This is a genomic window from Pseudoclavibacter chungangensis (genome assembly GCF_013410545.1).
Taxonomy (GTDB): Bacteria; Actinomycetota; Actinomycetes; order Actinomycetales; family Microbacteriaceae; genus Pseudoclavibacter; species Pseudoclavibacter chungangensis.
This window is the reverse complement of record NZ_JACCFV010000001.1, coordinates 1,404,582-1,417,478: the sequence shown is the minus strand read 5'-3', so window position 1 is coordinate 1,417,478 and position 12,897 is coordinate 1,404,582. Positions and strand designations below refer to the sequence as shown.

General features: G+C 66.8%; 9 protein-coding genes and 2 pseudogenes. 6 read left to right on the top strand and 5 right to left on the bottom strand.

Annotated features, from left to right (window positions below):
* Positions 1-20: 20 nt before the first annotated feature.
* The 5 genes and pseudogenes from HNR16_RS06355 to HNR16_RS06335 all read right to left on the bottom strand — a co-directional run bounded on the left by HNR16_RS06355 (position 21) and on the right by HNR16_RS06335 (position 6,043).
* Positions 21-1,273 (bottom strand): IS3 family transposase gene (locus tag HNR16_RS06355; protein ID WP_179558138.1). Its coding sequence is split into 2 segments (ribosomal slippage): positions 21-991 and positions 991-1,273, totalling 1,254 coding nucleotides; the frame shifts between segments, so codons are not numbered across the junction.
* 50 nt (positions 1,274-1,323) lie between these two features.
* Positions 1,324-1,812: pseudogene (locus HNR16_RS06350) on the bottom strand (IS21 family transposase); the annotation flags it as partial.
* Positions 1,813-2,076: 264 nt separating this feature from the next.
* Positions 2,077-3,269 (bottom strand): IS3 family transposase gene (locus HNR16_RS06345; protein ID WP_179558137.1). Its coding sequence is split into 2 segments (ribosomal slippage): positions 2,077-2,982 and positions 2,985-3,269, totalling 1,191 coding nucleotides; the frame shifts between segments, so codons are not numbered across the junction.
* Positions 3,270-3,368: 99 nt separating this feature from the next.
* Positions 3,369-4,679 (bottom strand): ISL3 family transposase, encoded by a 1,311-nt coding sequence (locus tag HNR16_RS06340; protein WP_158042187.1) that lies wholly within the window; start codon positions 4,677-4,679, stop codon positions 3,369-3,371.
* A gap of 113 nt (positions 4,680-4,792) precedes the next feature.
* A complete protein-coding gene (locus HNR16_RS06335) occupies positions 4,793-6,043 on the bottom strand; it encodes a RecB family exonuclease (protein ID WP_158042186.1) in 1,251 nt (416 codons plus the stop codon).
* Positions 6,044-6,194: 151 nt separating this feature from the next.
* On the opposite strand from HNR16_RS06335, the gene HNR16_RS06330 reads away from it, so the two are divergent.
* The 6 genes and pseudogenes from HNR16_RS06330 to HNR16_RS18775 all read left to right on the top strand — a co-directional run.
* Complete coding sequence (locus HNR16_RS06330; RefSeq protein ID WP_158042185.1) at positions 6,195-7,037, top strand: hypothetical protein; 843 nt, start codon at positions 6,195-6,197, stop codon at positions 7,035-7,037.
* Complete coding sequence (locus HNR16_RS06325; protein ID WP_218868388.1) at positions 7,037-8,323, top strand: hypothetical protein; 1,287 nt, start codon at positions 7,037-7,039, stop codon at positions 8,321-8,323. The genes HNR16_RS06330 and HNR16_RS06325 overlap by 1 nt, the downstream gene beginning before the upstream one ends.
* Positions 8,324-8,669: 346 nt before the next feature.
* On the top strand, positions 8,670-10,235 hold the full coding sequence (gene istA, locus HNR16_RS06320; protein ID WP_179558349.1) for an IS21 family transposase: 1,566 nt from the start codon (positions 8,670-8,672) through the stop codon (positions 10,233-10,235).
* The gene (locus HNR16_RS06315; protein WP_179558049.1) at positions 10,232-10,978 is read left to right on the top strand and encodes an ATP-binding protein; all 747 of its coding nucleotides are present in this window, start codon (positions 10,232-10,234) and stop codon (positions 10,976-10,978) included. Before istA ends, HNR16_RS06315 begins: the two co-directional genes overlap by 4 nt.
* Before the next feature lie 235 nt (positions 10,979-11,213).
* Complete coding sequence (locus HNR16_RS06310; protein ID WP_420850444.1) at positions 11,214-12,494, top strand: ISL3 family transposase; 1,281 nt, start codon at positions 11,214-11,216, stop codon at positions 12,492-12,494.
* 235 nt (positions 12,495-12,729) lie between these two features.
* Positions 12,730-12,897 (top strand): annotated as a pseudogene (locus HNR16_RS18775) (ISL3 family transposase); the annotation flags it as partial.

The window sequence follows — 12,897 nt, the reverse complement described above, 5'->3', positions numbered from 1 at the left end:
CGGAGAGCTGTTTGCTGGTGTCAGCCGGCTCTTTCAACCGGTTCGTTGCGAGCGTAGTCGAGTTGCTCGACCTCGAGGGGTGTGAGGTCGTCGATGGAGCCGTGGGTGCGTTCGGTGTTGAACCAGAGCACCCAGGATGCGGTCGCCGCCTCGACCTGATCGACGTCACGCCAGGGACCTTCGTGGTGGATGAGTTCGGACTTGTAGAGCCCGATCTGCGATTCCGCGAGAGAGTTGTCGTAGGCGTCGCCGACGGATCCGACGGACGGGTCGATGCCTTCGTCGACGAGCCGATCGGTGAAGGCGATTGACGTGTAGACGCTGCCCGCGTCGGTGTGATGCGTGAGCCCCTCGAACCCGGTGATGCCTTCGCGGCGGCGGGTGAAGAGAGCCATGTCGAGGCAGTCGAGCACGAGCGGTGTGGTCATGCTCGTCGCGGCGCGCCAGCCGATGATGCGGCGGGAGTGCGCGTCGAAGACGAACGCGACGTAGACCCATCCAGACCACGTCCACACGTATGTGAAGTCCGCGACCCAGAGCTGGTTCGTGCGGAACCGGGCGAAGTGTCGGTCGACGAGGTCCGCGGGGCGGGTCTCGCGCGGATCCGTGTCGACGGGACGCTTCCGCTTCCCGCGGAGCACGCCGGCGATCCCAAGCTCACGCATGAGGCGCTCGAGCGTGCAGCGCGCGATGTCGTGACCGTCACGGCGGAGCCGCAACCAGAGCTTTCGGGCCCCGAGCACCTTGCGGTGCGCCTGCCACGCCGCCAGGATGATCGGCTTCCACCGCTCATCCGACACGGCCTGGGATGACGGTCCGCGCCCGCGGGCGTCGTAGTAGGTCGATGGGGCGATCTTCACGCCGTGCTGGGTGAGCACAGCGCAGATCGACTCGACACCCCATCGGAGCCCGCCCTCGGTGCGGTCCTTGTGTTCGTCGATGAAGGCGACTATCGCTTGTGTGGCCGGTCGAGTTCGGCCGCGAAGAAAGCTGAAGCCGCCTTCAAGATCTCGTTCGCCCGCCGCAGCTCGGCGTTCTCCCGCTTCAGGCGCTTGATCTCCACCGCCGCGTCAGTCGTCACACCGGGCCGGTCTCCCGCGTCGACCTGCTCCCGACGGATCCAGGTGCGAATCGTTTCCGGCGACCCGATGCCGAGCATCTGCGCGACCGCGGTCATCGCCTGATACTCGCTCGGATAATCGGCCCGCACCTCGACGACCATACGGACAGCGCGCTCACGAAGCTCGCGCGGATACTTACTGGGACGTCCCATAAGACAGATCCTTCCAAGGAATCCTGTCTCCGGACACACCGGGGCGAGTCAACCCTCATCGCCTGGCCGGTGACCGGATCAGTGAGCCGCATCGTCTTTCCGGACCAGTCGACCTCGACCGTCTGCCCGGCCTTGTGACCGACCCGCGACGCCGCCCCGATCACCAGCACGTGACGCTGATACGACTTGCAGAACCTGTCGTATCCCATCGCCGTCTCACCCCTACTGTGGCAGGCGTCGACATACTCGCCGTGCAGCAGCTTCAACGTGACCCCGACCTTCGCGAGCTCCTTATGGACCTTCTCCCAGTCCGGCTGCGCGTGAACACTGTCATGCTCACCCCGCCCGGGGAACAGCCGCGCATACACGTCCGCCTCATCGAGCGCGGCGACGTCGTCCCAGCCGATGCCCTCCCGGTCAGCGGCATCGAGCACCATCGCCACGCTGGTGCGGGACATACCCTGCGCGGCGATCTGCCGACCCGTGAGCCCCTCCGAGCGCAACCGAAGCACGAGCTTCGCCTTGATCTTGCGTACCATCCGAATCACTCCTTCTGCCGCGTGATCAGCCACACGGCAGAAGGAGCCTAAGAAAGCGGCCCCGAACCCCAATACTCGGTGGCCCTCAACGACGCGATCGCCTCGACGGCAGGGTGGCCCCGAACCCCAATATCAGCGGCCCTCAGAAGCGCGAATACTCAGTACCGGCGTGAAGTCGGTGTTTACCTGGGCGGTTGCCAACGAGCTGGTGAACAGCAACCCGGTTGTGAAGGGTCTGCTGCACGGATAGGTGACAGGTTGTAGTCACGCCGCCAGTGCGACGGTCGTGTTTATGATGGTCTCGAACTCGATGGGCGTCAAACGGTCCAGGCGGGCTTGACGGCGTCGGCGGTGGTAGGTCCGCTCGATCCAGGTCACTATCGCGATCCGCAGCTGTTCGCGTGTGGTCCAGGAGCGGCGGTCGAGGACGTTCTTCTGCAGCAACGCGAAGAAGCTTTCCATCGCGGCGTTGTCTCCGCTGGAGCCGACTGTGCCCATGGACCCGACCATGCGGTGGCGGGCCAGAGCGCGGAGCATCTTCCTGCTTCGGAATTGAGCTCCCCTGTCCGAATGGACCACGCAGCCGGCGACGTCGCCGCGCACCTGGACGGCGTTCTCGAGCGCCTGAACGGCCAGCCGCGACTTCATCCGCGAGTCGATCGAGTATCCGACGATCCGGCCGGAGTAGACGTCATTGATCGCGCAGAGGTAGAGCTTGCCCTCCACGGTCTTGTGCTCGGTGATGTCCGTCAGCCAGAGCTGGTTCGGCGCGTCCGCGGCGAACACATGCCGGGTCCGACCGTCCTCATCGACCACGGCGCAGAGGTCGTCGTGAACCGGCGGGCCGGGCCGGCGGCTCCTACCCCGCTTGGGTTTGCCGAACGCGCTGAACCACCCGTTCATGGAGGCGATCCGCCATGCGGTCCGATCCGACATCGCCTCGCCGGCGTCGCGTGCCTCGTCCGCGAGGAGCCGATGCCCGAACTCTGGGGCGTCGCGATGCGCGTCGAACAGCGCGTTCGCGCGATACGCCTCCACCACCTCGCTTTCAGTGATGGGGTCGGCCAGCCACCGGTAGTAGGGCTGGCGGGAGAGCTTGAGAACCCGACACGTCACCACGACGGGGATCCCGTCAGCGTCGAGCTCCGTCACGAGCGGGTAGAACCTTTTCCCGGCAGGTTCGCCTGCGACAGATACGCCGCCGCCCGCCGAAGAACCTCATTCTCCTGCTCGAGCAACCGGTTCCGCTTCTTCAGCTCCCGGATCTCGACCGCCTCGGACCGCGACTGGCCGGGCTTCGCGCCCTCGTCGATGTCGGCGCGACGCAACCACTTCTGCAGCGTCATCGGGTGGACCCCGAAGTCTTTCGCGATCTGCTCGATCGTCACTCCGGGCTCGCGGTTGCGCGCGACGCGCACGACGTCGTCACGGAACTCGGTGGGATAGGGCTTTGGCACGATGCCATCCTTCCAGGCCATCCCCTCGGGCAAGCCAGATCAGATGTCACCTACCCATGCAGCAGTCCCACACCCTCGTTTGCGATGAGCCCCTAAGGCTCATCGCAAACGAGGGTGTAGCTGGGGTCTGAATCCGCCGGTTTCCAGTAGCGAGCGGGCGATGTAGTTCGTCAGGTTCCGGAACCCGAGGGCCGAGCCGCGGAGGTGCTCGAGGCGGCCGTTGGTGGCTTCCGTAGGGCCGTTCGAGGTGCCGGGGCGGTCGAAGAACGCGAGGATGTCGGCGGCGCGTTGCTTCAGGGTTCGGCCGAGCCGGCGCAACTCGACGAGCACGGTCGGGACGCTGCGGGCGAGGGAATCGATCACGGACTGCATGGCGAACTTGCCGAGCTTCTTGTCGGGTTCCCTGTAGGCGGTGACCATCCGCTGGTAGATGCCCCAGGTTGCTTCGACCTCGGCATGCTGCTCGTCGGCGAACAGTGCTTCCAGACGTGCCTGCTGCTTCTCGGTGAGGAGCCCGGCGCCGGTGTGGAGGGTGCGGCGAGCCTTGTAGAGCGGGTCGTCCTTCCGGCCGCGTCTGCCGAACGCGTCGCGTTGGACGCGGCGACGGCAGACGTCGAGGGCGTCGCCGGCGAGGCGGACGACGTGGAACGGGTCCATCACCGTCACCGCATCGGGTAGCTCCTCCGTGGCGGCGGTCTTGAACCCGGTGAACCCGTCCATCGCGACGACCTCCACCCCGTCCCGCCAGTGTTGCGGGCGCTCGGCGAGCCAGGTCTTGAACACCGCCTTCGAGCGCCCCTCGACCATGTCCAGCAACCTGGACGGCCCCGTCTTCTCGCGCACCGGGGTGAGGTCGATGATCACGGTGACGTAGCGGTCGCCGTGGCGGGTGTGTCGCCAGACGTGCTCGTCGACGCCGATCACGGCGACGCCGTCGAACCGGGTCGGATCGTCGATCAGCACGCGCTTGCCTTCCGCGAGGACCGCGTCGTTCGCCGTGCGCCAGGACACGCCCAGTCCCGCGGCGACGCGCGACACGGTGAGGTGATCGAGCACGATGCCCTCCAACGCCCACCGCATCCCGCGACGGGACAGCTTCGCTCGCGCAGGCGCCGCGGCAGCGAGGTCTTCGCGCCAGGAACGCCCGCACCCCGCGCACCTGTATCGGCGGACCCGGACCAGCAACATCGTGGGTCGGTGGCCGAACGGCTCATGCGCGAGCAGACGCGTATCCGTCCCACGCGACAGCGCTTGACTGCCGCAACCCCGGCACCACGGATCCGGCTCAGCGACACGGCACTCGATCACCGCCCGATTCGGTTCAAGGCACTGGCCAACAGCCACGAGGCCGAGGTCGTCGAGACGGCAGAACACCGTGAGGTCAGGAGTCGCGAAGGTAGCGTGGAGCACGTCGAGGTCTTCCGGATGGGCAGTGTAGGAACTTCCATCATCGGGAGACCTCGACCCTCAACCACCCACCGACGCGCTCAACCAACTACCCGCTCATGTGCGAAGAGCCGCTTTCACATGCGAGTAGGCGAGCGACGCGAGCCCGAACACTCGGGTCGAGGCCCAAGAGTTGAGGTTGAGCACCATCTCGCCCTGGTAGGGGACAAGCTCGTTCGACGGCGCCGCTTCGGCGCGGGCGCCTGGGCCTGCGCCTGGGCCGGCTGGACCGCTGCGGTACTGGTCACGGTGTCCTCCTTCTTGGATGGGGTCGCCTCACCTATGCGCGGTGCGGCGGGGCGGTGGCTGGGGACATACGGGGCGATGCGGGGCAGCACCGGGATGCCGAGCTCGACCGCGGTGTGCGCCTTCGCGACCTGGTCGCGAGCGTTCGGCTTGTTGATTTTGCGAGCGACCGGGCAGGCGTTCACCAGTGGGCACCAGGAGCAGAGCGCTGATGGCTTCGCAGGGAACATTGCGGCGTCGCGGAACCGATGGAGGTCCTCCCACTGCGCCGCGAACCAGCCGAGGGCGATGTCGACCTCGGCGTCGGAGCAGTCGACCTCTTGGGCGACGCCGGCTCCCGTGTACAGCAGGCGCCCCCGCTTCGGGCGCTCGACGTCGAGTTTTGTGGCGACCGCTTGCGCGTAGATGCGGATCTGGTCGGCTTTGCTGTCTCGACCGAACTGAGGGTTGTGCTTCCGGTAGGCACCGCTCTTGTAGTCATTGACCTCGTAGCGTTCCTCCCCCGCAGGCCCAGTGGTTTCGGAGATGTCGACTCGGTCAATGGCCCCGTTGAATGGGACACCGTTCGGGAGCACGAGGCCGCGCTCGCTCATCTCGGTGCGGAAGACGTTCACTCTGGTGGGGTCCTCCAGGTCGAAGTCGCCGAGGGCGAGCGGGCGAACCTCAGCGAACCAGCGCGCCTCCTGCTGCGGGTCACGATCGATCCCCTGCTCCTCACAGTAGGTCGACCAGGTTGTTTCGGTGACCCCGGCAAGCAGGGGCTCGACCTGTGCACGGGTGCGCTCTGCTCCCGGCAGCTGGTACAGCTCCTCGAGGACTGAGTGTGCGCCGGTACCGAGCTCGTTCGGCATGAAGAGGTTGCGGACCTCCGGAACGGCGTATTTTCCTGCCCAGCTCGCCGGGCATTTCGCGAGGTCCTGCGCTGCTGACACCGACAGCCCCTTGCGATAGGTCGACTTGTGCCGCTGCTCCGTCGTCACGACGAGCGTGCCGTCACGGCGGAACGCGAGACCCTCGACTGGCAGGGTCGGCCCCTTGCGTGGGGATGGCGCGGAGGTAAGAGGCGGCACGATCGAGGTCATGCCTCACCTATGCGCGGCGCGGACCGCTACCAGTCGCGGCGCGGTCTCCGCATAGGATCGTGACATGCTCGGTAGCGAATCCCTCATCTGTATCAGTAGCGCGGCGGGCAGGCGGCTCTATCGGGCCGGACGAGTGCGCGGCTGAGCTGGCATGGCGTTCTCACCCGTCGGGCCGGACGACTCCGCCGAGCTGTTCCATTCGTGGCTCGACGTCCTGCGTGAGGATCTCCGCAGCGGTCACGGCTTCCGCACGCATCCCGGGTCGGAGCTCGATGAGGACGACGTTCTTGTGCAGGGCGGGCTCATGAGCGAGACCGTCCAGCTCGTGATCGGCGCATCGTTCGCGAACCTCGACGCCGCGGCGCAGTTGCTTGGCTCGGACGATGGCGTTTCGCCGTACCCGATCTCCACCTTGATCAGGGCGGCGCTCGAGATCGCTGCAGTGGCGGTGTGGCTCCTCGAACCGGACAGCACCACCGGGCGAGCGCAGCGGTTGCTTCGGCTGCAGCACGAAGATTCCCGCAACGAATGGATGTTCGGCGGGGACCGCGAGCATCACGCCTCGACCTCCGCCCGAATCGTCGAGCTTGCCGCGCACATTGGGGTGACGGCGAAGTCGGTGACGAGCAAGCCGAGTTCGTCCGAGCTCGTCCAGCATCTCGATGAGGTCGTCGTCGACGCCGGCGACATTCACTTCCTGATCTGGAAGCTCCACTCGGGGTTCGCGCATGGCCGGCGGTGGGCGCTCCGCGTTGGCACGGTCGGCATCTCCCGCGGGCCGTCCCCGCGCGGAGGTGAGGTGCTCGCCCTGGCCCCGAATGGCGAGCTGCTGATCGGTGGTTGTCTCGTCGCTGCGACAGCGCTTGACCACGCGATCGGCAGGTGGAACCTGCTCTCCGGGAACGCGAAGGCGCGCACGCCGCTCTACCGCCTGCCGGAGTCGCTGCTCACGCCTCCCGACCGGGAAGATCACGACGAGTCGACAGGTGCGTGATGTCGCCGATCAGGGTTCCGTTTGTGGCAAGCGACTTTGCGCACTGGCCGCCGTTCTCGGGGGCTCCGAACGCACACCCGAAGGCCCGCAGCGAGAGCGTGAGCTGCATCGAAGCAACGCTCGTCGCGCACGCGATCAAGGCGGGGTCGGTGTCGCCGCTTACGGGCGGCGCGAATCGTCCAGGTCTCGAGTTGCAATGGCGCACCGCGATGGTGCAGTCGAGCCTCACGGCGGTCGGGCACCGATGGTCGCGAAGCGCCTCCTACGACCATCTCGACCCGAGCGAGAAGACGTCGCTGAGCTACTTCCTCGGGCTCGCGATGGCCTCCCTGGTCGCCGAGGAAGTTCTCGGGCTCGAGGCGACCGCGCATGCCGATGTGGTGCTGCGGATGCTCGGGCGTCCGATCCCCGCCAAGGAGCGGCCGGACCTCATCGGCTTCCATCCCTCGCCGAACGGCCCCGTCACCCCCACGAACGGCTTCGGGCGAGCACTCATTGAAGCGAAGGGACGCTCGCAGGGGTTCAGCGCGAGCGCGCTCGCAGAAGCGAAGAAGCAGTTGGCAGACGCACCAGCCGTGATCGCGCAGCTCGTCGGACCAGGTTCGCTGGACGTGGCGGTGGAGGCGTTCTTCGACCGGAAGCGGGGGCGGGCGCACTCCGTCTGGTCGGCGCATGTCCTCGATCCGGACCGCGATCACGCGGTGGACTCCGATCTCGCCGACGACGAGTTCCGTGCCCTCACGGTGGCTGGCAGTCTGCAATCGATTGCGCTCGGGATCGCCGAGCTGCGCGCGGACGTCGGTGCGCCGGAACGTGGTCCTCTGGACGGGCTGACGTCAGTGGTGCTCCCCCGGACCGACACCGAGGTCGGGATTCCAACGCCGATGTTCGAGCACCTGATCGCCCAACCGGGCCCGTTCGAGAGCGCCGACGACCTCGTTCGGTTCACCGGGCAGTTGCTCGAGGTTATCTCGATGCCCGACTACCTGTCGCGCAGCTTCGAGAGCCCAGCAGACTCCGGCGGGCGGCAGAGCTTCGCGCGGCTGGGGAGCGGACTCTGCGTGCGGACGGCGCCGTTCGGGGAGGGTGACGCCGGCCCCGAGGCCGGCGTGGTTGAGCCTCCCGGGGTTCCTGTCGCTTTTCCCGACCGCGTCGTGCGCGACAATTCCGTGAATGAATTCGAACACCGCACGAGCGAGGGGCAGCCCGCTCCTTCGCGGGCACTGAACATGTCCATCGAGGCCGCGAGAGCCGAATTCAACGGCACTCGAATTGTCTCGGAATAGGACAATTCACCAGCGCTTTTCTGTGCCGTTCTGGCGGGCCGGGAGGCACGGACCCTCCACGGGTGCCGGGATGGGGGTGTTCGGCCGCTGGCGGTGGCAAAGCTCGCTGCTGGCGGCAGGTTCCGTCGGGAACGGTCGCTCGACGGTGCGACGTGGTGGTCGATCGGGTTTTCCGGCTCTTCGGATGAGTATTCGCGCTTCTGAGGGCCGCTGATATTGGGGTTCGGGGCCACCCTGCCGTCGAGGCGATCGCGTCGTTGAGGGCCACCGAGTATTGGGGTTCGGGGCCGCTTTCTTAGGCTCCTTCTGCCGTGTGGCTGATCACGCGGCAGAAGGAGTGATTCGGATGGTACGCAAGATCAAGGCGAAGCTCGTGCTTCGGTTGCGCTCGGAGGGGCTCACGGGTCGGCAGATCGCCGCGCAGGGTATGTCCCGCACCAGCGTGGCGATGGTGCTCGATGCCGCTGACCGGGAGGGCATCGGCTGGGACGACGTCGCCGCGCTCGATGAGGCGGACGTGTATGCGCGGCTGTTCCCCGGGCGGGGTGAGCATGACAGTGTTCACGCGCAGCCGGACTGGGAGAAGGTCCATAAGGAGCTCGCGAAGGTCGGGGTCACGTTGAAGCTGCTGCACGGCGAGTATGTCGACGCCTGCCACAGTAGGGGTGAGACGGCGATGGGATACGACAGGTTCTGCAAGTCGTATCAGCGTCACGTGCTGGTGATCGGGGCGGCGTCGCGGGTCGGTCACAAGGCCGGGCAGACGGTCGAGGTCGACTGGTCCGGAAAGACGATGCGGCTCACTGATCCGGTCACCGGCCAGGCGATGAGGGTCTACTTGTTCGTCGCGACGCTGCCGTTCTCCCGCTATGCGTTCGTTGAACCGGCCCTGGATATGCGGCAGGACACTTGGTTGCGGGCGAACGCGGCGATGTTCGACTGGTTCGGCGGCAGCGTCCCCAGGATCGTGCCGGACAACCTGAAGACCGGGGTGATCAAGCACCCTGCCGAGGGTGAGGTCGTACTCAACGACGCGTATCGGGAACTCGCCGCGCACTACTCCGCGGCGGTGCTGCCGGGCCGGCCCGCGAAACCGAAAGACAAGGCGAGCGTCGAGAACACTGTCGGCAACGTCGCGACAGCGGTGATCGCCACGCTCCGTGACCGCACCTTCGCGACGCTGCCGGAGCTTCGCGCGGTGATCCGTGAGCGGGTCACCGCTTACAACGCCGAGCCGTTCCAGAAGCGCGCCGGGTCCAGACTCTCCGTGTTCGAGGCAGAGGAGAAGCCGCTGCTACGGCCGCTGCCGGCCGTCGGGTTCGAGATCTCCCGATGGCACTACGGACGCAAGGTTCAGCGCAACGGGCACGTGGTGTTCGAGCGGAACTTCTACTCCGTCCCCTACGCCAACATCGGAGGCAACGTCGACCTGCGCGTCACCGAGACCACCCTCGAGGTGTTCGCCGCCGATCAGCGGCTCACCAGCCATCTCCTCGCCCCAGCCGGGGTGATCAACGAGTACCGCACGCACGACTCGGATCTGCCCGACGGACCCCAGTATCGGCAATGGGACGCGGAGCGGGTTCGGGAGTGGGCAGCTCGGATCGGGGAGGACACCACGACGATCGTGAACCGCATCTTCGAGTCCGTCCCGGTCGACGAGCAGGGTTTGGACGCTGCGCTGGCCGTGTTGCGGATGACTCGCCGCTACTCGGCTGCGCGGGTCGAAGCTGCTGCTGGGATCGCGCTGCAGTCGCGGGTGAGGTCGCCCAGGTATGCGCATCTGCGGCCGATCCTGGACTCCAATCAGGACCAGAACGGCAGACGGCAACCGAGGTTCGAACCATCCGTCTGGGAGGAGCCGGCAGGCTACGTCCGCGGCGCCGACTACTACGCCGGAGGCACCCGATGAGCCGGCTCGACTCCGAGACGAAACGGAAGCTGCGGGAGATGGGCATCTCCGCCCTGGTCGACGCGATCGACATCCAAGACGATGCCCTCACGATGGGGATGGTGTTCGAAGAGCGCATCAAGCTCGCCGTCGACGACGCCCACGCCGCGTTCACCCACGCGAAAGTCGAGGGCCTCATCCGGCGGGCGGGGCTCCGATACCCGAACGCGGACCTGCGCAGGGTCGACCTGCTCGAACAACGCGGCCTCGACCGGGGTGTGATCGCGCAGCTCGGGACCTGCCAGTTCATCAGCAGGCAGCAAAACGTGGTGTTCCAAGGGTTCACCGGGTCCGGGAAGAGCTACCTCGGATCGGCGCTGGCGAAACAGGCCTGTCAGCACCGCTACCGAGCGCACTACATCCGCATGCCCGACCTCGAAGAGACCTGGGCCGCGGCGAAAGACAAGCCCGCCGGCAGGGAGAAGTGGCTGCGGAAATACAGCACGTTCACGCTCCTCGTGATCGATGAATGGCTGCTCGACCCACCCACCGACGACGTTCGATCCATGCTGCTCGAGCTCCTCGAACGCCGATACGACGCGACCTCGACGGTGTTCTGCACCCAGTATGCGAAGAAGGACTGGCACCAGCGCCTCGGCTCCGGGGTCCACGCCGACGCGATCATGGACCGCATCGTCCACAACACCCTCTGGATCGAGACCGGCGACGTCAACATGCGCGAACAGACCGCCGCGTCCAGCTGAGTCGGCGCCGGTGAGCGTCGCGCCCGCGGGGGTGGCGCTCACCGGCAATACCCCTGGCCCCGAGAGCAAATATCGGCTGGCCCCGAACCGCAATAATCAGTGGCCCTCAAGACTCCAAATACTCACTTCGGACATCCGGTGGGGGTGAGGCTCGCCGGGTGATGGTCGGTGGGTAGGGGTCGAGGTCCCCGAGGATCAGTAGCGCCAACTGCTGTTCCATGACGAGGACCTCGACGTGTCTCACCATAGTTCGGGGTGCGCTGACGCGCGCTCTGCCGCCTGCCCGTGTTCCCGCTGCGACTTGCTTCTGGGCCTGGACGGTGTCCATGTCGAGCATGTCGACCGCCGCTCGGGGCTGCTCGTCGTCACGGTCTCGAGCCCGCCGTCTCCGACCGGTTGCCCGTCGTGCGGGGTCGTCGCGGCCGGTCGGGGGCGCCGCCGACGGGTGTTGCATGACGTGCCCGCAGCGACGCGGGTGCGGATCGTGTGGCGGCAGCGGGTCGGGCGCTGCGGCGATGCCGACTGCCCGCGGAAGACGTTCGTCGAGCAGGTCCCTGGACTGGTCGCGCCGCGCGGCTCGATCACTACCCGCGCTGTCGCGTGGGCGATCGGGCAGCTGCGTCGCGAGCACGCGACCATCGCGGGACTGGCCCGGCAGCTCGGGACATCGTGGAAGACGGTGTGGCGGGCCGTCGAACCGGAACTGGAGAAGCTCGCCGCGGACGAGACCAGGTTCGATGGCGTGACCACGCTCGGAGTCGACGAGCATGTCTGGCATCACACAGACCCTCGCAAGCGTGGACCGAAGGAGCTGACCGGGATGGTCGACCTCACCCGCGACAACCACGGGAACACGCGGGCGAGGCTGCTGGACCTCGTGCCCGGCCGGTCGGGGAAGGCCTACGCGTCCTGGCTCGCCGAGCGCGGCGACGCGTTCCGCCGAGGCGTGAAGGTCGCGGCGTTGGATCCGTTCGCCGGCTACAAGACCGCGATCGACGACAAGCTGCAGAACGCCGTCGCGGTGCTCGACGCGTTCCACGTTGTGAAGCTCGGCACCGCCGCCGTCGACGAGGTCCGCAGGCGCGTCCAGCAAGACACCCTCGGCCACCGGGGCCGTAAGAGCGACCCGCTCTACGGGATCCAGACCATCCTCCGCGCGGGAGCGGAGAACCTCACCGACCGCCAGCGCACGCGGCTGACTGCGGCGATCGAAGCCGACCCCGCGCACGACGAGGTGTTCATCGCGTGGCAGTGCGCGCAACAACTCCGCTCCACCTACCACCAGAAGGACCTCGCCGCCGGGCGGCGGATCGCCCAGAAGGTCGTCGACTCGTTCCATACCCGGCTACCGCAACCGCCACAACTACCGACTCCGCATGCTCCTCGCCGCCGGAGGCCTCACCCCATGACCCCACCGAATGTCCGAAGAGCCGGTTTTCCGAACGGGGCCCGGCGGGGCGTCGGAGGCCCGTTCGGGGCACTGCTCGGCTGCTCACGCCCTACTCAGGCACCCTGAGCAGTGCTTTTTGTGCTCTGACCAGGGATTTTTCTCCTACTACTCAGTTACTCATTGGAACTGACTGATTTCTTCCAAGAGAGAGATAAAGGGGGTTGAGGGGTAATATTTCCCCTGAACAAAGTGGCTCATCGCAAACGAGGGTGTAGCGGCGGGTAGCGCGTCGCTACCCGGGTAGGGGTCGAGGTCTTCCGACGATGGAGGTTCCTACGCCTTCCAGCCGAAAGACCTCGACGTGCTCCACGCTACCTTCGTCCCTGCTGACCTGTCCGCGTTCTGCGGTCTCGATGAACTCGGGCTTGTCGCGATGCGGCAGGTAGTCGAGCCGGATCGGGCGGTCATCGAGTGCCGGGTGATCGAGCCAGACGGTTGGTGCTCCCGCTGCGGGGCGGTCAAGTCCCCG